This window comes from Spirosoma harenae, assembly GCF_054776975.1.
Window position 1 is genome coordinate 81,273 of the sequence record NZ_BAAHBD010000011.1, and the last position, 21,874, is coordinate 103,146.

Genomic DNA, 21,874 nt, shown 5'->3' on the forward strand with positions numbered 1-21,874 from the left:
TGCATCAATGAAATCGTTCGACATACCCGACTACTACCGCAGCCATATTATTACTCCGTTAAAAGAATTTCGTCGGAAACGGGATAAGTTAAAACGCGATTTCACGCCTACACGGCTCGATTTTGGGCCGGTTCAGCTATTGATTGCTCGCCATTTCGGGTTTTGTTATGGGGTTGAAAATGCTGTTGAGATTGCCTACAGAGCTATCTCCGAAAATCCCGACAAACGGATTTTCTTGCTAAGTGAGATGATTCATAACCCCGACGTGAATCATGATTTGCAGAGCCGTGGCGTGCGATTTATCATGGATACGAGTGGACGCCAACTTGTGCCCTGGTCGGAACTGAAGCCAGACGATGTGGTCATTATTCCGGCATTTGGTACTACACTGGAAACCCAGAATAAGTTATCAGCGCTGGGCTTAGACGTGGTAAAGTATGACACGACTTGCCCATTTGTCGAAAAAGTCTGGAATAAAGCGAGTCAGATTGGTCAGAAAAACTATACCGTTGTTGTTCATGGCAAACCTAGCCATGAAGAAACGCGGGCCACGTTTTCTCACAGCAAGGAAATGGCGCCTACGGTTGTAGTGAAAGACATGGATCAAACACAGCGACTGGCAAAGTATATATCGGGAGAAATCTCTCTTGACAATTTCTTCATCGAATTTGCCGGTCAATATTCCACAGGGTTCGATCCGGCCCGTGATCTGGAGCGCATTGGGGTTGTCAATCAGACTACTATGTTAGCATCTGACACACAAAGCATTGCGGATTATCTGAAGCAAATCATGATTCAGAAGTACAACCTAACGGATGCATCAGCCGAAACCCATTTTGCCAATACCCGCGATACGCTCTGTTACGCTACTAACGATAATCAGGACGCGACCTACGCTTTGTTAACCTATCCGGCTGATTTTGCCATTGTCGCGGGTGGCTATAATTCGTCCAATACATCGCATATTGTCGAACTCTGCCAGGAAAAACTAACGACGTATTTCATCGAATCGGAAGAAAAAATTCTGTCAGAAGGCCTCATCCGCCATTTTGACGAGCATACGCATCAGGAAATTATCACGGAGAATTTTATCCCAACTCATCGACCCGTTACGGTATTACTCACTTGCGGAGCTTCCTGTCCCGACGCTGTTGTCGAAGGTATTTTGCTTAAAATCACCAGTTTTTTCCCGGATGCGCGGCCCGTCAATGAAGTGATAGAAGCTGTTATGCAATAGCTTTACTGCACTTTGACAATGACTTCCCGACTTTCGTTGCGAAGCCGATCAAGGGCGGTTACAGCATACATGTATTTCTTTTTCGGGTCAGCCGTTTTATCGACGAAGCGCGTCGTGGATTCGCCAATACAATGGGCCACGATATAACGGGGATCATCCAATCTCAGAGCTGGTCGGCGCCCTTCAAAGCGATACACCAGATACGCTTCGGCAGCATCGCCATCCGGTGCTTCATTAGACTGTTGCCAGAATAATTCAACACCTTCTGAGGTTATAGCCGCTTTCAAATCGCGGGGAGGCATTGGCGGTATGCTATCCAGCCAGGGCATTGTTGGTGCTAAGGCCATATGCCGATAAAAATTGTTTTGTAACGAATCTCGAATCGCCATTGGATTTGACTTTAAATCCCTTGCGCTAAATAAAACGCTACCCTGCACAGCCCGTTGCTGCCGATTGTATCGCATCTGATTGGGAAACTCGGTAGGGCGCCACCAACCCGGATCTCGTTCGGACCCCCTACCGACGCGGTAAGCGCCCTGCCCAATGTATAAATGCACTTTACCCGCGTTGCGGCACCACCACTCGACCAACGTTTTATACGGTACTCGGTTAAATTCCGAACTAAAATAAACCTGCGGAACAATGTAATCGATCAGTCCATCACGTACCCATTTCCGCGTATCGGCATAAATTTCATAGTAGGCTTGCCCGCCGTTCGTAGCCGAGCCTTCCGGGTCTTTAGCCTGATTTTTCCAGATCGCAAATGGGCTTATTCCGAACTTCACCCAAGGCTTGTTTGCCCGAATTGAATCGCGCAACTCGGCTACTAGTTTGTTTACATTATCGCGTCGCCAGTCGGCTTTGTTCATGCCGTTATAATTCGCCTGATAAGCCTCATCATCGCGAAAAACCTGTCCTGGTTCCGCCCAGGGGTAGAAATAATCGTCGAAATGAATGCCATCAATATCGTATTCCCGAACCACATTGGCGACAATTCCGGCCACGTACGTACGCACTTGGGGTATACCGAGATTGAACAATTTTTTTCCGCCGTAAGTCAGTACCCAACCGGGTTTCTGGTAAATAATATTAGTCGACGCGACACTTGAATATTTACTATACGTGGCCCGGTCGAGATTGAACCAGGCATGAAATTCCATTCCTCGCTGGTGGGCCTGTTCAATCATAAACTCCATTGGGTCGTAAAACGGCGTAGGCGCTAATCCTTGCTGTCCCGTAAGCCACTCCGACCAGGGCTCGGAGCTTTTCGCGTAAAAAGCATCGGCTGCCGACCGAATTTGAAAAATTACTGCATTGAGGCCCGTTCGTTGGTACATATCGAACATCTCCACAATTTCGCGTTGCTGATCAGCTACCGGTAACCCTTTTTTGCTGGGCCAGTCCATATTGTTAATGGTAGCGACCCAAACCGCCCGGAATTCCCGTTTTGGTGGCGCTGGTGTTTGAAAAGCAACCTCTATTGGTCCAAACACAGATGAGTCAATTGGCGTAGTCACAACCACTGTGGCTGGTTTAGGCGGTGTCGCCTTTGTAACTACTGGTTTTTGCGGAGCTGGTCGATTGGGCGTCGCTGGAGCAGGACGGACGGGAACTCTACGATTCGCTACCGGAACGGGCTTTGCCTGACGACAACTAGCCCATCCAACCAAAATAAAGAAGAGAAAAGAATAAGCAATCAGGCGCATTCAGAATGGTGGATTAACCGACAAAAATAGCGAGAGTAATTCGATCTGAGTTCGTTAAAAGACATTTCAAGGCTTCATCAACCGCATCCGTACTACTAACGGTATTTCTGGATAGAGCCGTCAATCAAATCATTAATTTTTTCAATTCGCTTACAGTAAACCGTATACTAAAAGTGTATTTGGCACTGAGTAGAATTCACTTAATTTTGTGCCGCATATAAGAATTATATATTGCATTTGTTTCGAATTTTTTCAAAAATCAGTATCTTTTAAGAATTTTCTATTGTAAAAGATGATAGATTTGCATCATCTTACAATTAGAGATCAACACACTACTTCGTTTATGTCGAGCCAGAAATTAGATCAAATAGATCGCCACGTTTTAGAGATTCTGCAAGCCAACGCAAAAATCACAAACGCACAACTTTCTAAGGAAATTGGCCTTTCGCCCGCTCCTACCCTAGAGCGTGTTAAGAAACTAGAAACGTCGGGCATTATCCAGAGTTACCACGCTCAATTAAACCGAGATAAAATCGGTCTTGGCGTTACTACGTTCGTTATGGTTACCCTAGTAGGCCACAAAAAAGATACCACAATGTCGTTCGTGGACCGAGTTAACCAAATTCCCGAAATCATTGAGTGTCATCACATTACGGGCTCAGGAGATTTCTTATTAAAAGTGATTGCCAAAGATATTTCGTCGTATCAAGCTCTGATGCTTGATGTGATCAACGAAATCGACGAAGTAGCCAGCACGCAAACCATGGTCATCATGTCGACCTTCAAAGAAAGCAAAGTGTTGCCGATTCCTTGATGAGTGATGAATTCTAAGTGATGAACGATGAGTGGGCTGATGCATAATCATAACTCATCGTTTATCACTCATAACCGCTCCGGTGGCCCGGTCATCGTTACCCCCGTTTTCTCCTCTCCTCCCGTCTGGCTTTTTTCGCGTCGTCCAGCGCTTTTTTCGCTTCTTTATATTGGCTAGATTTCCGCTCGGCTTTGTCGATTACTTCATTGAAATAGGTCTGCGCCAAATCGTAATTTTTTTCATCAGTAGCGATCTTCGCTAATCCCAAAACCGACGACCAATAATAGCCCGCATTGGTTGAATTCGTTTGTTTAGCGAAATCAATAGACTGTTGATAATACTTCTTCGCTTCGGGCAAATTCTTGTAAAACAGGTGGTTTATGTAAGCAAGAATATAAGCCGCCGTTCGTCCACTTACCCCTTCATAACCCGACTGCGATCGGCTTATTTTTTCAAGAATATCTTTCGAAATGCGCTCTGCATCATTTAGCTTTCCCGTTACAAAAGCGGATCGAGCATAATACCGCTCGAAGAATGGATTGTCGGGATACTGCTCATTCATGTACTTCGACAATTGAAGCGCTTTATCGTACTGATTCTCCATACTGTAGATCTGAACCAGAAAATAGCGTGCTTCTACACGGGTATAAAAAGCAGTATTGGCCGTTTTCTCCAATTCTTTAATACCGCTCGCTTTATTGCCTTTTGGGAAAAAGATTAAAATTGGCTTTAGCAGTGGGTAATTTTCAGGAATCCACTGGGCGTAATAATTGTACATCCCGTCGCCAAAAAGCAATTCGGGACTGAAATCAGCATTTCCTTTACATTTCTCGAAGTATTTCAACGCGTTTTTACCAGCAAACGTGGCTTTCGTCCATTTTTTACGCTCCGAGTAAAGGCGACTTTTGAACGCATACGCTGCGGCCAGGAAAAAAGCGGGCTCCAGTTTATTCTCGCTATTGTCGTACAGTTTTTCGGCCAGCGTAATGGTCGAATCCATGTACATCAAGCACTTATCATCGTAGTCCGTTACGTCGGTATTCGGTACAATTTTCCACCATTCAGACAGTCCCAACAGAAAGGTTGGCATCGGATGATTAGGGTACCGAATTCGCAGCCATTTAAATTCTTTATCGGCCTCGTAAAATTTAAAATTATACATCTGGTTGATGGCTTCTGCCGACTCAATCTGAACACCAGGGTGCTTCAGCAGGCCATCATATTTTTTATCGAAAGCCGACGGATCATAGAGTTGAGCCTGCGCTATCATAGCTGCACTCATCATCCATATCGTCAACAGTAACTTCTTCATTTCGTCCAAATTGATTAGTTGGTATATCAACGTATTCTGGGGGCAGTCCGTTTGCTAATCTGTATTTTTCCCTTGTTTTTTTGTCCACGACCTCCGGATCGGCGTATCTTTGCCGCCCCAAAGACATTGCAATAATGACTGTAAAAGACAAGACGTTCGTGCCGTTCATCGCGGAAGATGCCATACAAACGCGTATTCAGGAACTTGCCCAGCAAATTAATCAGGATTATGCTGGAAAAAATCCGCTATTGGTCGTCATTCTGAATGGGGCTTTTCTGTTCGCAGCGGATTTGATGAAACGCCTGACGATTCCCTGCGAAATTACATTTCTACGAGTCTCGTCTTATCAAGGAACAGAATCGACCGGGCAGCTTAAAGAAGTCCTGGGTCTTACCGAACCGATACAAGATCGGGATTTGATTGTTGTTGAAGATATTGTGGATACGGGTCGAACGCTAAGCGATATATGTGCTCAACTTTTAACGCAAAAACCTACATCGCTTGCTATTGCCACGTTATTGTTTAAACCCGAGGCCTTACAGAAACAGCTAGATTTAGGCTACGTAGGTTTCGAGATCGAAAACCGCTTCGTACTTGGCTACGGCCTTGATTATGATGGCTTGGGCCGGAATACACCGGATATTTTAGTGCTAGAGAGTTAAAGAATGGATGAGCGAATTAAATAGATCAGTGCTCTTTCACTTTTCCTAGGTCTGTGTCCTCACAGACCCCTTACCGGATGGCAGCGCACGCTGACGCAAAATTGTCCTCACAGACACGGGAAGTTGGGCATCTACTGTAAGTCAATAAGCGGTGGCCAGATAAGATTATCGATCTACCTCTCCCATTACGACGTCAATTGACCCAATCACGGCAACTAGATCGGCCAACATGGCTCCTCGCGTGATTTCACTGATTACAGAGAGATTGTGAAAACAACACGAACGCGCTTTGCAACGAACAGGCACATCTGATTTACCATCCGTACGAAAGAAGAAACCTAATTCTCCCTTTGCACTCTCGGCCCGAACGTAAAAATCCATCGCCTTGGGCCGGATTTTTTTCGGAACAACCGTTTGCGGATCGTAGTCACGCGTACGGCGATGGTCGGTTGTCAGTTTATCAAGGCACTGCTCAATAATCCGGATGGATTCGTAGCACTCCAGCACCCGAATATTATTACGATCCCAGCAATCACCCACCGTTCCCATTTTACCTTCGCCAATCGGAATATCAAAATCCAGTTCAGGATAAACTGAATAGCCATCTATCCGACGCAAATCATATCGCAATCCTGACCCTCGCAACATGGGCCCGGTACAACCGTAACTGATAGCAACTGCTAGCGGCAACACACCTACGTTAGCTGTACGCTTTACAAAAATTTCGTTTTCAATAACTAATTGTTGTAATTCAACCAGTTTTGGTTTCAGGTATTGAATAAACTCCCGACAACGTTCCTCAAAACCAACCGGAAGATCGTAAAATAAGCCACCAACCCAAATGTAATTGTAGAGCATCCGGGCGCCACTCACCCATTCAAGCAAGCGCAGAATATGCTCCCGGTCGCGCATGAGCCACAGAAAAGGTGTATATGCACCAATATCAAGCGCATACGTACCAACGCCAACAAAGTGGGCCGCAATCCGATTCAATTCAGCAACCAGCACCCGGATGTATTCAGTCCGTTTCGGAATATCGTTTTGAATACCCAGCATTCGCTCAACGCCCATCACAAACGCATGTTCGCAATTCATAGCTGCCACATAATCAAGTCTATCCACAAATGGAATCGTCTGGTTGAATGGCAACGATTGAGCATGTTTCTCGAAACAACGGTGCAAATAGCCTACGTGCGGAACAACATCAACAATAATTTCTCCGTCCGTAACCACTTCTAGCCGCAACACACCGTGCGTTGATGGATGTTGCGGCCCCATATTCAAAATCATTTCTCCCTCATCGAGCATATCGGGCCGATACACGTTCGGTTCCGATGCCCGAAAATGGCCAGGAGCGTATTCGTATTGAATCGTTTGCGTCGTCATTAATTCGTTCAGGTCGGTTGATTTTGCCTGTCAGATAACTCCAAAGGTCGAAAGTCAACTAACGAAAGCCAAACATCTGGAAATTTTATAGGCTAATTCGCTACAAATCATCTGTTTTTCTTAATTGGCTATTGGCTTAATAAAAGTAATTCCGTACCTTTGCGCTCCTTATCGAGAAAACAGACTTTAGCAATGGCAAAGAAAGGCGCCAATAGAATCCAGGTTATTCTGGAATGCACCGAGCAGAAAGACAGCGGTGTACCCGGCATGTCCCGGTACATTACCACGAAAAACCGGAAAAATACGCCGGCTCGTATCGAACGGAAGAAATACAATCCGTTCCTCAAAAAAGTAACGGTACACAAAGAAATTAAGTAATCAGTCGATAGTCGTTAGTCAAAAGTTAGTAACTTGCTATTGACTGACGATTGACTATTAACGATTAATACATCATGGCAAAAAAGGTAGTTGCAACCCTGAAAACGAAGGATAACGGTAAGGCATTTGCCAAAATCATTAAAGCCGTTAAATCGCCTAAAACTGGCGCTTATACCTTCAAAGAAGAAATGGTTCCAGTTGACGAAGTACAGTCTGCGCTGAAAGGCTAGACTTTGCCTATTCAACTTTATCGACAACTCGTCGCTACGACGAATGGTCTTTGGATAAGAATTCTTGTCCCACAGCCTACAAAGGGTTCTGTGGGACTTTTTTTGTTCTAGTTTTGTTGAAAGTAGTCGATAGTCCATTGGTCGATAGTCAACAGACTGATCGGCAAACTGAAACTTACGACTATTGATTTACGACTATTGACTACACAAGATGGCTTTATTCGGCTTATTCTCGAAAGAAAAGAAAGAAACCCTCGACAAGGGCTTAGAGAAAACCAAAGACAGTTTTTTCTCAAAACTAGGTCGTGCCGTTGTTGGTAAATCAACGGTTGACGAAGAAGTACTAGACGAACTGGAAGGCGTTCTGATTTCGTCGGATGTAGGCGTTGAAACGACCGTTAAGATCATTCAGCGGATCGAAGAACGTGTAGCTCGTGATAAATACATGGGCACCGACGAACTTGACCGAATCCTCCGCGAAGAAATTGCCGCCCTCCTCTCCAACAATAATACGACGGATGTATCAGACGACTTTGAGTTGCCTGCTAACAAAAAGCCGTACGTAATAATGGTCGTTGGTGTTAACGGTGTTGGCAAAACTACAACTATTGGTAAACTGGCGGCCCAATTCCATAAACGCGGCAAACAGGTTGTATTAGGTGCTGGCGATACCTTCCGGGCGGCCGCTGTCGATCAATTAAAACTCTGGGGTGATCGTGTCGGTGTACCAGTTATTTCGCACGGTATGAATACCGATCCATCGGCGGTAGCGTTTGATGCGGTAAAAAAAGCCACCGACATGAATGCCGATGTCGTCATCATCGACACCGCTGGCCGGCTTCATACGAAAGTCAATTTGATGAATGAGTTGACAAAAATTAAGCGCGTTATGCAGAAAGTTACGCCCGATGCACCACACGAAGTACTACTCGTATTGGATGGCTCGACAGGTCAAAACGCATTTATTCAGGCAACTGAGTTTACAAAAGCTACCGAAGTTTCCGCTTTAGCTATCACCAAGTTGGACGGAACGGCTAAGGGTGGAGTAGTTATTGGTATTTCTGATCAGTTTAAAATTCCGGTTAAGTACATTGGTGTGGGCGAAAAAATTGAAGATTTACAGACCTTCAATAAGATGGAGTTCGTGGATTCGTTTTTTAAGAAATGAAACTACTTTGGCTCCATAGTACGACAAAATACCTGACGTTCAGCCTAGTTTTACTACTGACTTCTTATTCAGCTTTTGCCCAAAAATCAAATAAGAAGTTAATTAAACCTGTTGTCTTTCAAGGCATTTGTGGGAAAGTCGTTGAGAAAAAAGGTAATCAGATGCCTGGCCCCGGCAAACCGGCTTCAACAGGTCAGCCTATCGAGCGGGAAATACTTATTTTTCCGCTGCTCAACATGAGTCAGGTAGAAACAGGCGATGATGGATTCATCAATTCTGTTGGCGAGGCAAAGCCTGTTAAAACCGTCAGATCGTCTAAAGACGGCAAGTTTTGTGTTGGGCTCCCGGTTGGTCGGTTTTCGGTCATTGTTCAGGAACCGAAAGGGTTATATGCCAACTCATTTGACACTCAAAACAATATTTTTCCTGTTATTGTCCAGAAAAACCGTCGATCAACTATCCAAGTCGAGATTACGCATCAGGCTGTATTTTAAGCCTTATGAAAAACGCGCTGATTTTACTGGCAGTCATTTTTACCCCGTTCATCTGGTTTATTTACAAGATGATACGGTATACTCAAAGAACGATTGGCGACGAATCCCCTCTCTATTCGGAGCAATCGTATGAGTTTTCGGCGTATGATTATTTTTGCCAGTTTTTGAAGCTACTATACGCCTTACTGTTTGCGCAGATGCTTCTGCTGGTTTACGTAATGACAAAAGTAGCTTTTCAACAGCATGAACCGCTAGTCCTTCTATTCGTTCTATGTTTTGCTGCGTTTGCGGGCTTTCTAGGTTTTGTTTTTTACTTCGATTGGCAATATTGGACCATCACTCGTAACGTACACGTCACGCTTAGCCCGGACCAACCCAGCATTACCATTAGCAACCCCGATCAAATTCGCATTCTTACCCCATCGAATGTAGTCCGCATCGAGCACCACATTAAGAAAACCTCAAACAGCAAAGATCCTCTTGGCGGTTACGGCTTTTTTCTATTTTATGAGGCTGATGGAACAGTTACCCAATTAAATAACATCTTTCTGATTCATGTCGAATTTCTGGAACGGTTTTTCAAAAATGTCCCACAAATAATTGTCCAGCACAAGTATCCGTGGGTTACGCTACTCGAAAAATACGAAAAAGCTATTTCTCAGAACTTTGCCGACTAAAATTGACGTTACCTAGTACTGATTCGCAGAAATTATATTCGTTTTGAAAACTAAAGGTACACGTTCTAATAAAATCAATATCGTCACGCTGGGCTGCTCGAAGAATCTGGTTGATTCAGAAGTGTTGTTTACACAATTAAAGGGCAACGGCATGGATGTGACGCATGAATCGAAGAAAGACGATGCTAATATCGTGGTTATCAATACGTGCGGCTTCATCGATAATGCGAAAGAAGAATCGATTAACACTATTCTGCGCTACGTAGATGCCAAAGACGCAGGCATGGTGGATAAAGTATACGTAACGGGCTGTCTTTCACATCGCTACAAAGACGAACTCGAAGTAGAAATTCCTACCGTCGATGCGTGGTTTGGCACGAACGAAATGCCTCGGCTACTAAAAACGCTTCGCGCCGATTATAAACACGAGCTCGTTGGCGAACGCTTACTCACAACGCCTGCTCATTTTGCTTACCTTAAAATTGCCGAAGGCTGCGATCGTCCCTGTTCCTTCTGCGCCATTCCTCTCATGCGGGGTGGTCATGTATCGCGTCCAATAGAGGAATTAATTACAGAAGCTAGATCACTGGCGCGACGAGGCACAAAAGAGCTAATTCTGATTGCGCAGGATTTGACGTATTACGGCCTTGATCTCTATAAAAAACGGAACCTCGCCGATCTGATCAATCAGTTAGCTGATGTTGAAGGAATCGACTGGATTCGGTTACAATACGCATATCCGTCGGGCTTTCCCCTGGAAGTACTGGACGTTATGCGCGAACGCCCGAATGTTTGCAATTACCTGGATATGCCTCTGCAAACTGGTTCAACAGAGTTGTTGAAACTTATGCGTCGGGGCATCACGCGTGAAAAAACGGAATCATTGATTTATACTATCCGCGAAAAAGTACCGGATATTACACTTCGCACAACGCTCATTGTTGGCCACCCTGGCGAAACAGACGCCATGTTTGACGAAACGTATGCGTTTGTCGAGAAAATGCGTTTCGACCGGATGGGGGTGTTTACGTATTCACACGAAGAAAATACGCATTCGTTCTCTATGCCCGACGATATTCCAGCCGATGTGAAGCAGGAACGGGCTGATGAACTAATGGAACTTCAACAGGGCATTTCGCAGGAATTAAACCAGCTGAAAGTTGGGCAAACCTATAAAGTACTGTTCGACCGAAAAGAAGGCGGTTATTTCATTGGTCGTACAGAAGCTGACTCGCCCGAAGTCGATAATGAAGTACTGGTTCCAGCAAGTCAGTATGTGCGAGTTGGTGATTTTGCTAATGTCCGAATCAATCGAGCCGAGGATTTTGACTTATATGGTGATGTAGTATAAATCGAAATCACATGTACTCTGGCAATCCCTACTGCTTTCCGTTATCAGGTGATAAGGCTGGTAGCGAGGCCAGATGAATCATAGCTTGCGCCTGATTGTTAAGCTGATCCAGGCGTATTGTATGAGCTACTAGCTTTTTGAAATACTGTCTGGCTCCAGATTGTTCCATTGGATTTTCCAGATCCATCTCCAGGAGTAACTTTTCCAACTCTCCCCGCATTCGATTCGTTAACAATATGCATTGCCGAATCGGGCAGCGACCCAAGGATTTAGAAGGCCTTGTTGATCGTGCATGCTGTTGATTATACGTAGCGATCGTGCAAATAAGCTGAGTGTAGTGCATATGGAGAGCAGCAACAGCTGCCGACCACTTCGCCAACACGCACTCTGGCGTCGAACTATTTATCAAAATAGTTTCTTTTGACTGTACGGCCTCCATTTAATTTCTGTTTAAATAAGTAAAACAATTCTCACTAAAAAGTTAAACAAACATAGTCTCAACACGATTTTAAGTCCATTTTTTTTACTTAGTGGAGACTTTAGTCAAAATAGTCTAAACTATATATGACAAAATAAAGTCAGGAAGTAGCCAGTTGTTGTAAATCGAAAGATCTCCCTTCGTGCGACATTAAAATCATTAATAATAGACTGGCGACTTTTAATTCCGTCACTAAAACCCTGTATTTACTACTGTACGAGTACAACTTAATATGGGTTGCGCCGGATTTGTTTTTCATTGATTTTCTACGATTTAACTAAACTTTACAGTCATTAAGACAACTGTAAAATCATATAACCTATAGGTGTTTTTGGACCTAATGAACCGTTTAATATATTTAAATAGTTTATAGTTATGAAAAAAAGAATTTTATTAATAGATAATCAACTATTTGTTTAATTTTATAAATTATAATCTAACCCATTGTTACTATTTACAAATGAATAACTCCTTAACTGATGAGGAGATGATTCGTCATTATTTACCTCATCAACCCAATGAGTGCTTCGAAAAGCTTTACAATCGCTATGTAGGAAAGGTTTATCGACGTTGTTTGTCGATGACGAAAAACGCTGAACAAGCTCAGGACTTTACTCAGGATATCTTCCTCAAAGTATTCCATAAATTAGATGCTTTTCAGCAGCGATCCAGTTTTTCAACCTGGCTTTACGCCATTGCTTATAATTATTGCGCTGACCAGATTCGTGTAGCGAAACGGCTACCAACGGTTGCTTTAGCGACAAGCCTGGAACAAACCTGGACTGAATCGATGGATGCGCAGATTCACGAAGACACGCTTCAGCTCGTGCAGCAGGCAATGGACCGGCTCTCTTCTCAGGAGCGGATTTTTCTTCGGTTAAAGTATGAGGATGGCCTCAGTGTTGAAGAAATTGCGCAACTCTACGATCTTAAATTGAGTGCCGTCAAAATGCGATTGAAACGCAGTCGGGAGCGGCTACAACTCATATGTTCTTATCAATCTGGGCGTTAACAAATGTATTGGTGAAAGTAACTTTGTTTTCGAACACCAGGCAGGTGCATTTTGACTAGCCTATCTAACAAAAAAACGCTGACTCAATTGAGCCAGCGTTTCCCATATACCCATATATGTGATTCATTACAGCCTGTTCCCAGGTCGTAACAAACGTACGCTAACACTAGCAATAATTAGGCCAATTTAAAGGCCGACGGTCAACGTATTGACCTTTATACGCTAGTCTTAGTACACAAATATAATTTATACGACCTTACTGAAGACGTATTGTATGTATCCAATAGAGCATTTTTACGTAAAAAACGCTGGAACCAGGAGTACCAGCGTTTCGACCTAACCCATAAGAGCTTGTAAGCCGATGAACCGTCGACCTACAATCTCTGTGTTTTGTACAAAAACTGCTCCAAGAAAATCGGAACGCTTAGGCATACACGTTATTTTGTAAGATCCTTTATATACACAGATTAGTAATCCCCTCAATTGATTTGGTGGATTATGCGTGAAAAGTCAGTTGCTTACGAAGAATTACCCAACGCCGACGCGAAACGGGTAAAGCCGCTCCTGTGGCCAGATGAACTACCGCGCCCGTAGGTGTATGTTCAATCCATTCCACAAATCGACGATTGACTAAATAATGGCGATGGAGCCGAATAAACCAATTAGCGGGTAATTTGCTTGCAAACCGTTTAATCGTATAAGGCATCAGTATACGTTCGCCATCAGCCCATTGCAACCAAGTGTAGTTGGCTTCGCCTTCCAGATAAACTAAGTCCGCTATTGCTCGCCATTGCGCTCCCTGATCGGAATCATAAACACGTAAAGGAGGCCACGCCACCAAATCGGATGTACTCACGGCTGGCGTGTTGAAACGAAATACCATTTTTTATAACAGAGTCTGAGTAAATCAATATTCACCAGACAGGTCAGAACGATATTGTTCAGGTATATCCGAAAATACCAGTCGGATCATCAACAAAAAAAGCCGGTAAAATCAATCCGATCTTCTAGTGTGGTCTATAACAGTATCAGCTAACTGCCTGTAACTGAACTGTAACAATAATTGAGCCAAAGCAAATAGGCCCAATTTTATGATGATGAACAACTAACCGACTACCTAAAACAAAAGCGAAACAATTGGCTAACTTCATTCAATTCAAGGAAACCCAACGGTCTTTCTAGTAGTCAGTTTATTTCTCGTTCTTCTTAACAAGTCCACTAAAAAAATGAAAACAATAGTTACATTAATCAGATTATTCGTCCATTAGAGCTGTTGAAGCAGTACAACAAAACGGAAGACAATGAATTACTACGATTCGATTATTGATACTATTGGCAATACTCCTCTCGTAAAACTCAACAAAGTCACGAAAGGAATCCGGGGAACGATTCTGGCGAAAGTCGAATATTTCAACCCTGGTAATTCGGTAAAAGACCGAATTGCGGTGCGTATGATTGAGGATGCTGAAGCCAAGGGAATGTTGAAACCAGGAGGCACTATCATCGAGGGGACAAGTGGTAACACAGGCATGGGATTAGCTTTGGCGGCAATTGGCAAAGGATACCGATGTATTTTTACGATGGCCGATAAACAATCGCAGGAAAAAATCGACATTTTACGAGCGGTAGGTGCCGAAGTTGTGGTGTGCCCAACTAATGTCTCGCCCGACGACCCGCGTTCGTATTACTCTGTGGCTAAACGACTTAACCGAGATATCCCTAATTCGCTTTATCCCAATCAATACGATAATCTGGCGAATACAGCCGCTCACTACGAAACTACTGGTCCTGAAATATGGCGGGATACGGATGGCAAAATCACGCATTTCGCGGCAGGAGTCGGAACGGGCGGTACGATTTGCGGCACATCGAAATTCCTGAAAGAACAGAATCCATCTATTGTATCGATTGGATTAGACACCTATGGTTCTGTCTTTAAAAAATACAAGGAAACGGGCCTATTCGATGAAGGTGAAATTTATCCGTATCTCACTGAAGGCATTGGCGAGGACATTCTCCCGCAGAATGTCGATTTCAGCCAGATCGATCAGTTTATAAAAGTTACCGACAAGGATGCGGCTATTATGGCACGTCGTTTAGCCCGCGAAGAAGGCCTGTTTGTAGGCTGGTCGTGTGGTACGGCGGTACATGGAGCATTGGAGTGGGCCAAAGAACACCTTACCGAGAACGACCTCCTGGTGATTCTTCTCCCTGATCACGGGACACGATATCTTGCCAAGATCTACAACGACTCGTGGATGAAAGATCATGGTTTTCTGGAAGATCGGGCATTTAAAACGGCCCGCGATATTATTCATCACAAAAATGGCGGTGCGAAAGGCCGACATGATCAGTTAACGACAATTGGATCAGGCGTTTCGGTGAATCAAGCGATTCATGTTTTAAATCGCTACGGCATTTCACAAATTCCCGTTACTGACGATACCGGCCATATTGTTGGTAGCCTAACCGATTCATCCATTCTGAATAAGCTAATTGAAGACCCATCCGTAAAAGACCATCCTGTTAGCGAAGTGATGGACAAGCCATTTAAGTTTGTTGGCTTAGACAATACAATCGACGCTTTATCCTCACTCATCGACCGCGATAATAAAGCATTACTCGTTCGCGATGAAAAAGAACAGGTGCATATCATCACACAAGCCGACTTGCTGGCCGCCATGACAAACTGATAGGATGTATGAATTGATTGTCGAAATCATACATTCTATATCATACAAGTTATCTACCGTCTATTATCGCTGCCTTCCATCATGCTTAAATAGCTCATGTAGCGAGTTTCGGCTATTTCGCCTTCAGCGACGGCTTCTTTGATGGCACAACCCGGTTCGTTGATGTGCAGGCAGTTATTAAATCGGCACTGGTTTAGGCGGTCGCGCATTTCAGGGAAGTAATGACTGATCTCTTCTCGTGATGTATCGATCAAACCTAGTTCTTTAATCCCCGGTGTATCAATGATATACGTATCGGGAGCAAGTTCAAACATCTCGGCAAAAGTAGTCGTATGAACACCTTTATTGGCAAATGTTGATACCTCGTTCGTACGCAGATTCAGGTCGGGCGCAATAGCATTCACAAGCGATGATTTCCCAACGCCCGAATGACCTGATAGCAGTGTCACCTTATGATCGAGCAATTGGCGGAACGCATCAACGCCTTCACCTTCTGTAGCGGACGTTGATAAACATTGATACCCAATCTGTTCATACATATCCATGATTTCCTGCTGATACGCCAGACCTTCCTCGTTTAGAATATCCGTTTTGTTAAATACAACAGCCGTTGGAATCCGAAACGATTCGGCCGTGACTAAAAAACGGTCAATGAAGCCTAGTGACGTTCGCGGTAGCGTTAGCGTTGCCAATAAAACCGCCTGATCGATATTGGCAGCCAGAATATGGCCGTGCGCCGTTTTATGAACCGACTGACGGATAATGTAATTCTCGCGGGGAGCAATGTCGGTAATGACAGCCGTATTCTCCCCTTCATCCTCTACCTCAAAAGTCACCCGATCCCCTACCGCAATTGGGTTGGTGACTTTCAGTCCTTTTATTTTAAACTTGCCCTTAAGCCGTCCCTGATAAATGTGTCCGTCGACATCACGAATGTCGTACCAGGAGCCGGTAGAGCGAATAATTAATCCGTTTTGCAATGTTTAAAGATTGAAAGATGATGAGTGATGAACGATGAGTGATGAACGATGAGTTAACTATTCGCTTTCTCATCACTTATTACTCATCGTTCATCGCTCTTTAATTGCTTGACTATCTGCATAACCTTCGCCGTTGCGCCAATGTTCCGTTGCACATACTGGTGACTAATCTGAGCAGCCTCTGTTGAATTTTCGTACTGACGATTAAATGCGGCTTGTAATTCGGAAGTATTGCTGATCGGAAAGGCGGCTCCTTCGGCGACTAAATCAACCGCTTCCTGAAATTTATCATAAACAGGGCCGAAAAATAGCGGCATCCCAAAAGTAGCGGCTTCCAGAATATTGTGCAGACCCTGCTTAAACGCTCCGCCAATGTAGGCATATTCACCATATTGATAAAGCGATGAAAGCATACCTACGTTGTCGATAAAAAGGATTTCTGCTTTACCGACAGAAGATTCAGTTGCCATCGAAAAACGAATCGATGGTTTTGTCAACTGCGTTTTCCAGCGTTCAAATTCCGCATCATGAATTTCGTGTGGCGCAATGATTACCTGTAGTGGTTTCTCAAACTGATTGATAAACGGGATAAGAACAGCCATATCTTCCGGCCAGGCGCTTCCTACAACCAATAACGGCCGTCCATTTTTAAACGCCTGCGCAATGGCAATCTCTTTTTTAACACTGGCAACCTGCGCTACTCGGTCGAAACGGGTATCGCCAGCCAACGTTGTGTTGGTAATCCCGATGCTCGTTAATAGCTCTACTGACTCCTGATTCTGGACGAGAATGTGATCAAAATACCGCAGCATATTTCTGTAGAAACCGCCATATGATCTAAAAAAAAGTTGATCTGGGCGAAAAATAGCAGAAAACGAAATAATGGGTATGCCAGCCTTTGTTAGCTCACGGAGGTAGTTATACCAGAACTCGTATTTTATAAAAAAGGCAAGTTTCGGCTTCACTAGATTAATAAATTCTTGGGCATTAGTGGGTGTATCAGCAGGCAGATAAATAATATAATCAGCACCCTCGTAATCTTTCCGGACTTCGTAGCCGGATGGCGAAAAAAACGTCAGTAAGATTTTATACGTCGGATATTCGTTCCGAAACGCTTCGATGACAGGCCTTCCCTGTTCAAACTCGCCTAGTGAAGCGGCATGAAACCAAACTACAGGGTTCGTGTTGTTGGCCAGAAGCTTGGTTAATCGATTTGCCCAATCGTGCCGCCCTTCCACCCACAGACGCGCTTTTCGGTTAAATAGCCCAGTTAGTTGAGCCAATTTCTGAAAAACGAAAATACCTGCGTTATAAAATCCCGAAAACAAGCTATTATGCGATTGGTTATACAAACAAAGCTACACACTCAAACGCAAACCACCTGATTCATGCAATCGTACGATACACTTACCGAAGCGTTAGACGACCTTCGCCAGCAAGGTTATATCAAGGATTACAACCTAAAATCAGATAGTCTCTATTGTCAAACAGATTCGATTGAGTTACAGCCTGATGATTTTGATATTGTGGGTGTTTATCGGTTTGAGGGCATGACTGACCCTGATGATGAAGCAGTTCTGTATACTGTTGAAGCGAAAGATGGGAGCAAGGGTACAATCGTTGATGCCTATGGGGCTTATAGCGACGCGATTTCGCCTGAAATGGCGGAAAAGCTAAAGTATTCCCCGGAAAAATGAAGAACTTTTTATTTATAAAAATGCTTTTAGGTCAACAGAATGTATGTTGATACAATGAACTGGAATAAGTTAACGAGTGACGATCAGCTTGATGCTATCAAAGAAGAGTCGATTAAGCGTCCAGTAATGATCTTCAAACACAGCACCAGCTGTTCCATTAGTCATATGGCCTTGAACCGCATGGAACGTAACTGGAACGATCAACTTGGCGTTAAGCCATATTATCTCGATCTGTTGGCCAACAAGCCATTATCCAATAAAATAGAAAATACGTTTGGAGTTGAGCACGAATCTCCTCAGGTATTGCTTATTCGGAATGGCACCTGCATTTATGATGCATCGCATATGGCGATCTCATTTGCCGGTTTGCAGCAAGCGGTTTAAAATCATATCAGGAGCGAATTCTTAACCTAGTTTAAAAATTCGCTCCTGAGTTTTTTTATCCCTTCATCGTAATCTTAGCGCGATGACAAACTCCGCCTATGGGTGGATTGAATTTTGATACGCTGACCTCAACTCCCTGCAATCCAGCGTATTTACTCCGAATTTCCTGAATAATCTGATGAGCAATATGCTCAAGTAATCGGGCTGGTTGTTTCATGACAGCAGCCGTAATATGGTACAGGTCTTCGTAACTAACCGTATCACTCAGGCGATCCCGACGCGCGGCTTCCAAAAAGTCAGTAGTGACAATAATATCGACCGAATATTTATTGCCAATTTTTTGCTCTTCATCATAAAAACCATGATAAGAGAAAAACTCAAGTCCTTCTAACGCTATTGTTCCCATAGATAAAATAATAAAGCGCGAACTTACTAAGGAAGTAGTTCGCGCTTTACAGAATTGTAATCCTTAAATCTGATCGAAAAATGAACCGCCTTTTTTGGGAGGAGCTTCTTCATTAGCTTCACTTACACTCGATTCTACTTCGGCTGTTGTCGCTTCTGCCAATACCGATTCGCCCGTATTTTCCTCACTAATAGACTCAGCTTCTGCAACAGGTTCAGTGATTTCGGACTGGGTCTCTTCAATCGCTTCATCTAATTTTTCTACGACCTCAGAATCTTCCGGGATGGCTTCTGGAATAGACCCTTCTCGCTCCACGAGTGGCGGCAAGTCAGTAGCATTGCTTACAACCGGTTCTGAAACGGCTCCCCCCCCAGCCTCTGAGTCGGCTTTAGTTTTCTTCTCGTCATACTCTTTCAGGTCTTCTTTAACCTGGGTAGCAACTTCGTCTATTTTCCCTTTCAGGTTCTGCTTGTGGAATTTCTTCTCAAATCGCTCTACACTATCAATCGCATTGCTCGCCAGAGTCCGAATTTGCGTCGCCAGGCTCTCTTTATATCCTTCCAGCGCCTTAAAGTCGTGTTCCAGTGATTTTAAGTCATTAACAATATTTCCTTTCAGGAACCGAGCCTGATTTTCAGCGTCCTGCACCATCAAGGCTGAGCGTTTCTTTGCATCAGCAATAATTTCGTCGGCTTTTTGCTGCGCATCCGCAATATATTTTTCACCCGCTTTATTGGCCTGCTCAGTGATCTGGACACTGTTATCTTCGGCCGTTTTTAGCGTTCGAAATAAGGTCATTTCAATTTCTTTGAGCTTGCCTAGTTCTTTTTCAGCTAGTTCAAGCTGCATTTTCAACATTTTATGCTCGTTATTCACGCGCTCCCATTCCTGAGATAACGAACCCAGAAATGCGTCAACGTCTTCGGGTTTATAGCCGCGCAACCCTTTCTCAAATGTGTGCTGCCGGATTTCAATGGGCGTAATTTTCATTGGTGCGCTTTACGTTAAATTCGGTTACTGATTTTCAGATAAAGGTGAAATAACAGCCATTCTACGGATTTTACAAAAAATAGCAAGAAAAATAGGAGTTTCCTATCTTGTTGAATCTTATTCTCCTATTTTCCAGACAGAAATCGTTCGATCATCGCTGGCGGAAATAAGTTGATTTTGATCTACCCAAAGCAATTTATTGACCGATGTTCCGTGGCCGGCATGGCGGGCCCGATCCACTACTTTTAACAGGCGATACGTTTTAGCATCCCAAATCTTAATCGATTTATCCATACTTGCCGTAGCTAGTAAATTACCGCCTAAATTAAATGCCAGGTGATTGATCGCAAACATATGAGCTACGATATCCTGCTGCAACATATACGATTTCTCAACATCCCACACGTTCAAATGCGCATCACGACCAGCTGAAAGCAATGACTCAAAATCGGGCGAATAGGTCACTGTAAAGACAGAATTTGTATGAGCCTGCAGACTATTCTTTAGTGTATAACTTTCTAAATCAAAAACACGAACGGTATTGTCGCTATACCCTACAGCAACTTCACGTTCAACGGGATTAACAGCAATGCATCGAGCCGATTGGTCAGATGCTTTCAAATGTTTTCGTACCACTAATTGCTCAGTATCCAGCACAATGACCACACCATCGCTCAGAGCAATAAACGCATCATTCTTATAAATTTTTATATCGAAAATAGCCGCCGATGTAAGTTTAATCGAATTTATTTCCCGTTTCTGAACAGGATCAATCAAGTGAATACCTTCATAGTTCTGCCCAACCCATAATAAACCTGTTGCGGCCTCAAAAGCGAGTGCATAAATTGACGCAGGTACTTTGGCAACTAACTCGCCTAAATCAGGGCGATCCAGTTGCCATCTCACAATTTGCCCATCTCCTCCAGCCGAAAAAAACTGATTGGGAACAGCGCTTCGCTCTAATGTATATACGCAGTCTCGATGACCACCAAACGTGTCAATTTTTTCTACAATCACTACAGAATACGTTTTAATGTTTCCGATTTGACATGTCAGCCGAACCGCCGAAGTGGTCTCAAGTCGGCTGAAACTCAAACCTGAAACTAATCAATCAAAGGTCGTAAACCTTTCTTTTTGTTCAGCTACTTCCGACTTTTGATCTGTGACTTCGCTTATACACATTACAACTGACTGCATTGCCACGCTTCAGGCTATTACGGCAGATGAACCGGCCCTTCGGGACTATCTTCCATTAACATCTTCTGAAGAAAGTGAACTTGCGCTGATTACGCACCCCGCCCAACGGGTTGAGTGGCTGGCGTGTCGTGTAGCCATCCAGCAACTGACCGAAAATCAGGGATTATCGTATATCGGGCTACAGAAAGACGAGTTTGGGAAACCGCATTTATTAAATTCGCCCTGGCATATTTCGCTATCGCATACGAGCGGTTGGGCAGCAGCCGTACTGCATAAGTCACGACCAGTTGGTATTGATATTGAGCCAATTCGGGACCAATTTACCCGAGTTGTCCCTCGCGTTTTATCTGCTGATGAAATTGCTCACGCGGCTAATAATCCCAATCGTCTGGCTGTATACTGGTGTGCTAAAGAAGCACTCTATAAACTTTACGGAAAACGCCAGCTTACTTTTCGGGAACATCTCCAGATCGAACCTTTTTCAGATAACCCCAGCCATCTGATTGGTCATGTACGTCTACCCGATCATGAAGAGCAGCTCACTATCCGCTGTTTTCAGACGGGTCCCGGTTTGTTGGCGGTGGCATTTTAATTATGTAGAGACGCGACCCTTCGCGTCTCT

Annotated in this window: 24 protein-coding genes; 14 read left to right on the forward strand and 10 right to left on the reverse strand. The window is 43.9% G+C overall.

The features are described from left to right. The first annotated feature begins 7 nt into the window (after positions 1 to 7). A complete protein-coding gene (locus ACYVE4_RS17060) occupies positions 8 to 1,237 on the forward strand; it encodes a 4-hydroxy-3-methylbut-2-enyl diphosphate reductase (RefSeq protein ID WP_461041383.1) in 1,230 nt (409 codons plus the stop codon). Positions 1,238 to 1,239: 2 nt separating this feature from the next. Here ACYVE4_RS17060 and ACYVE4_RS17065 read toward each other — a convergent pair whose 3' ends face one another. After that, entirely contained in the window at positions 1,240 to 2,943 is a 1,704-nt protein-coding gene (locus tag ACYVE4_RS17065) for a glycoside hydrolase family 10 protein (protein ID WP_461041384.1), read from the reverse strand. A gap of 343 nt (positions 2,944 to 3,286) precedes the next feature. On the opposite strand from ACYVE4_RS17065, the gene ACYVE4_RS17070 reads away from it, so the two are divergent. Next, positions 3,287 to 3,757 carry an Lrp/AsnC family transcriptional regulator gene (locus tag ACYVE4_RS17070; protein WP_461041385.1) on the forward strand — a complete coding sequence of 157 codons (471 nt, stop codon included), beginning with the start codon at positions 3,287 to 3,289 and terminating at the stop codon, positions 3,755 to 3,757. Positions 3,758 to 3,854: 97 nt separating this feature from the next. Here the strand turns inward: ACYVE4_RS17070 and ACYVE4_RS17075 are convergent, their stop codons facing one another. After that, positions 3,855 to 5,069 (reverse strand): tetratricopeptide repeat protein, encoded by a 1,215-nt coding sequence (locus ACYVE4_RS17075; protein WP_461041386.1) that lies wholly within the window; start codon positions 5,067 to 5,069, stop codon positions 3,855 to 3,857. A 131-nt stretch (positions 5,070 to 5,200) separates the two neighbouring features. Here ACYVE4_RS17075 and hpt point away from each other — a divergent pair, with 131 nt between their 5' ends. After that, complete coding sequence (gene hpt / locus ACYVE4_RS17080; RefSeq protein WP_461041537.1) at positions 5,201 to 5,731, forward strand: hypoxanthine phosphoribosyltransferase; 531 nt, start codon at positions 5,201 to 5,203, stop codon at positions 5,729 to 5,731. Between the two features lie 165 nt (positions 5,732 to 5,896). Here the strand turns inward: hpt and ACYVE4_RS17085 are convergent, their stop codons facing one another. Further along, positions 5,897 to 7,117: an NADH-quinone oxidoreductase subunit D gene (locus ACYVE4_RS17085; protein ID WP_461041387.1), complete on the reverse strand. Its 1,221-nt coding sequence runs from the start codon at positions 7,115 to 7,117 to the stop codon at positions 5,897 to 5,899. A 192-nt stretch (positions 7,118 to 7,309) separates the two neighbouring features. On the opposite strand from ACYVE4_RS17085, the gene rpmG reads away from it, so the two are divergent. The 6 genes from rpmG to rimO all read left to right on the forward strand — a co-directional run bounded on the left by rpmG (position 7,310) and on the right by rimO (position 11,415). Next, complete coding sequence (gene rpmG / locus ACYVE4_RS17090; protein WP_111346404.1) at positions 7,310 to 7,495, forward strand: 50S ribosomal protein L33; 186 nt, start codon at positions 7,310 to 7,312, stop codon at positions 7,493 to 7,495. Positions 7,496 to 7,569: 74 nt separating this feature from the next. Then, positions 7,570 to 7,725 carry a DUF4295 domain-containing protein gene (locus ACYVE4_RS17095; protein WP_461041388.1) on the forward strand — a complete coding sequence of 52 codons (156 nt, stop codon included), beginning with the start codon at positions 7,570 to 7,572 and terminating at the stop codon, positions 7,723 to 7,725. A 211-nt stretch (positions 7,726 to 7,936) separates the two neighbouring features. Further along, complete coding sequence (ftsY, locus tag ACYVE4_RS17100) at positions 7,937 to 8,893, forward strand: signal recognition particle-docking protein FtsY (protein WP_461041389.1); 957 nt, start codon at positions 7,937 to 7,939, stop codon at positions 8,891 to 8,893. Then, positions 8,890 to 9,387, forward strand: a complete 498-nt coding sequence (locus tag ACYVE4_RS17105; RefSeq protein ID WP_461041390.1) for a hypothetical protein — start codon at positions 8,890 to 8,892, stop codon at positions 9,385 to 9,387. The genes ftsY and ACYVE4_RS17105 overlap by 4 nt, the downstream gene beginning before the upstream one ends. Positions 9,388 to 9,392: 5 nt before the next feature. Continuing rightward, the gene (locus ACYVE4_RS17110) at positions 9,393 to 10,064 is read left to right on the forward strand and encodes a hypothetical protein (protein WP_461041391.1); all 672 of its coding nucleotides are present in this window, start codon (positions 9,393 to 9,395) and stop codon (positions 10,062 to 10,064) included. A gap of 43 nt (positions 10,065 to 10,107) precedes the next feature. Further along, a complete protein-coding gene (rimO, locus tag ACYVE4_RS17115; RefSeq protein ID WP_461041392.1) occupies positions 10,108 to 11,415 on the forward strand; it encodes a 30S ribosomal protein S12 methylthiotransferase RimO in 1,308 nt (435 codons plus the stop codon). 28 nt (positions 11,416 to 11,443) lie between these two features. Here the strand turns inward: rimO and ACYVE4_RS17120 are convergent, their stop codons facing one another. Continuing rightward, positions 11,444 to 11,854: a hypothetical protein gene (locus ACYVE4_RS17120; RefSeq protein WP_461041393.1), complete on the reverse strand. Its 411-nt coding sequence runs from the start codon at positions 11,852 to 11,854 to the stop codon at positions 11,444 to 11,446. Between the two features lie 499 nt (positions 11,855 to 12,353). Between ACYVE4_RS17120 and ACYVE4_RS17125 the strand changes: the two genes are divergently transcribed. Continuing rightward, the gene (locus ACYVE4_RS17125; RefSeq protein ID WP_461041394.1) at positions 12,354 to 12,905 is read left to right on the forward strand and encodes an RNA polymerase sigma factor; all 552 of its coding nucleotides are present in this window, start codon (positions 12,354 to 12,356) and stop codon (positions 12,903 to 12,905) included. A 496-nt stretch (positions 12,906 to 13,401) separates the two neighbouring features. On the opposite strand, the gene ACYVE4_RS17130 is transcribed toward ACYVE4_RS17125, so the two are convergent. Beyond that, positions 13,402 to 13,788, reverse strand: a complete 387-nt coding sequence (locus ACYVE4_RS17130; protein WP_461041395.1) for a LytR/AlgR family response regulator transcription factor — start codon at positions 13,786 to 13,788, stop codon at positions 13,402 to 13,404. A 418-nt stretch (positions 13,789 to 14,206) separates the two neighbouring features. On the opposite strand from ACYVE4_RS17130, the gene ACYVE4_RS17135 reads away from it, so the two are divergent. Beyond that, the gene (locus tag ACYVE4_RS17135; protein WP_461041396.1) at positions 14,207 to 15,598 is read left to right on the forward strand and encodes a cystathionine beta-synthase; all 1,392 of its coding nucleotides are present in this window, start codon (positions 14,207 to 14,209) and stop codon (positions 15,596 to 15,598) included. Positions 15,599 to 15,651: 53 nt separating this feature from the next. Here the strand turns inward: ACYVE4_RS17135 and rsgA are convergent, their stop codons facing one another. Beyond that, a complete protein-coding gene (gene rsgA, locus ACYVE4_RS17140; protein ID WP_461041398.1) occupies positions 15,652 to 16,578 on the reverse strand; it encodes a ribosome small subunit-dependent GTPase A in 927 nt (308 codons plus the stop codon). Between the two features lie 83 nt (positions 16,579 to 16,661). Further along, positions 16,662 to 17,906, reverse strand: a complete 1,245-nt coding sequence (locus tag ACYVE4_RS17145) for a 3-deoxy-D-manno-octulosonic acid transferase (protein ID WP_461041399.1) — start codon at positions 17,904 to 17,906, stop codon at positions 16,662 to 16,664. A 60-nt stretch (positions 17,907 to 17,966) separates the two neighbouring features. Between ACYVE4_RS17145 and ACYVE4_RS17150 the strand changes: the two genes are divergently transcribed. Beyond that, complete coding sequence (locus ACYVE4_RS17150) at positions 17,967 to 18,275, forward strand: phosphoribosylpyrophosphate synthetase (RefSeq protein ID WP_461041400.1); 309 nt, start codon at positions 17,967 to 17,969, stop codon at positions 18,273 to 18,275. 54 nt (positions 18,276 to 18,329) lie between these two features. Next, positions 18,330 to 18,659 (forward strand): bacillithiol system redox-active protein YtxJ, encoded by a 330-nt coding sequence (ytxJ, locus tag ACYVE4_RS17155; RefSeq protein WP_461041538.1) that lies wholly within the window; start codon positions 18,330 to 18,332, stop codon positions 18,657 to 18,659. A 55-nt stretch (positions 18,660 to 18,714) separates the two neighbouring features. Here ytxJ and folB read toward each other — a convergent pair whose 3' ends face one another. The 3 genes from folB to ACYVE4_RS17170 form a co-directional block, all read right to left on the reverse strand. Beyond that, positions 18,715 to 19,065, reverse strand: a complete 351-nt coding sequence (gene folB, locus ACYVE4_RS17160; protein WP_461041401.1) for a dihydroneopterin aldolase — start codon at positions 19,063 to 19,065, stop codon at positions 18,715 to 18,717. A gap of 63 nt (positions 19,066 to 19,128) precedes the next feature. Further along, positions 19,129 to 20,055 carry a DivIVA domain-containing protein gene (locus ACYVE4_RS17165; RefSeq protein ID WP_461041402.1) on the reverse strand — a complete coding sequence of 309 codons (927 nt, stop codon included), beginning with the start codon at positions 20,053 to 20,055 and terminating at the stop codon, positions 19,129 to 19,131. A gap of 117 nt (positions 20,056 to 20,172) precedes the next feature. Continuing rightward, positions 20,173 to 21,072: a WD40 repeat domain-containing protein gene (locus tag ACYVE4_RS17170; protein ID WP_461041403.1), complete on the reverse strand. Its 900-nt coding sequence runs from the start codon at positions 21,070 to 21,072 to the stop codon at positions 20,173 to 20,175. A 145-nt stretch (positions 21,073 to 21,217) separates the two neighbouring features. On the opposite strand from ACYVE4_RS17170, the gene ACYVE4_RS17175 reads away from it, so the two are divergent. Beyond that, positions 21,218 to 21,844, forward strand: a complete 627-nt coding sequence (locus ACYVE4_RS17175; protein WP_461041404.1) for a 4'-phosphopantetheinyl transferase family protein — start codon at positions 21,218 to 21,220, stop codon at positions 21,842 to 21,844. The last annotated feature ends 30 nt before the right edge of the window (positions 21,845 to 21,874 follow it).

Coding starts and splice junctions, on each gene's coding strand:
- ACYVE4_RS17060 (WP_461041383.1), top strand. CDS start 8: ATGAAATCGTTCGACATACCCGACTACTACCGCAGCCATATTATTACT.
- ACYVE4_RS17065 (WP_461041384.1), bottom strand. CDS start 2,943: ATGCGCCTGATTGCTTATTCTTTTCTCTTCTTTATTTTGGTTGGATGG.
- ACYVE4_RS17070 (WP_461041385.1), top strand. CDS start 3,287: ATGTCGAGCCAGAAATTAGATCAAATAGATCGCCACGTTTTAGAGATT.
- ACYVE4_RS17075 (WP_461041386.1), bottom strand. CDS start 5,069: ATGAAGAAGTTACTGTTGACGATATGGATGATGAGTGCAGCTATGATA.
- ACYVE4_RS17085 (WP_461041387.1), bottom strand. CDS start 7,117: ATGACGACGCAAACGATTCAATACGAATACGCTCCTGGCCATTTTCGG.
- rpmG (WP_111346404.1), top strand. CDS start 7,310: ATGGCAAAGAAAGGCGCCAATAGAATCCAGGTTATTCTGGAATGCACC.
- ACYVE4_RS17095 (WP_461041388.1), top strand. CDS start 7,570: ATGGCAAAAAAGGTAGTTGCAACCCTGAAAACGAAGGATAACGGTAAG.
- ftsY (WP_461041389.1), top strand. CDS start 7,937: ATGGCTTTATTCGGCTTATTCTCGAAAGAAAAGAAAGAAACCCTCGAC.
- ACYVE4_RS17105 (WP_461041390.1), top strand. CDS start 8,890: ATGAAACTACTTTGGCTCCATAGTACGACAAAATACCTGACGTTCAGC.
- ACYVE4_RS17110 (WP_461041391.1), top strand. CDS start 9,393: ATGAAAAACGCGCTGATTTTACTGGCAGTCATTTTTACCCCGTTCATC.
- ACYVE4_RS17120 (WP_461041393.1), bottom strand. CDS start 11,854: ATGGAGGCCGTACAGTCAAAAGAAACTATTTTGATAAATAGTTCGACG.
- ACYVE4_RS17125 (WP_461041394.1), top strand. CDS start 12,354: ATGAATAACTCCTTAACTGATGAGGAGATGATTCGTCATTATTTACCT.
- ACYVE4_RS17130 (WP_461041395.1), bottom strand. CDS start 13,788: ATGGTATTTCGTTTCAACACGCCAGCCGTGAGTACATCCGATTTGGTG.
- ACYVE4_RS17135 (WP_461041396.1), top strand. CDS start 14,207: ATGAATTACTACGATTCGATTATTGATACTATTGGCAATACTCCTCTC.
- ACYVE4_RS17150 (WP_461041400.1), top strand. CDS start 17,967: ATGCAATCGTACGATACACTTACCGAAGCGTTAGACGACCTTCGCCAG.
- ytxJ (WP_461041538.1), top strand. CDS start 18,330: ATGAACTGGAATAAGTTAACGAGTGACGATCAGCTTGATGCTATCAAA.
- folB (WP_461041401.1), bottom strand. CDS start 19,065: ATGGGAACAATAGCGTTAGAAGGACTTGAGTTTTTCTCTTATCATGGT.
- ACYVE4_RS17165 (WP_461041402.1), bottom strand. CDS start 20,055: ATGAAAATTACGCCCATTGAAATCCGGCAGCACACATTTGAGAAAGGG.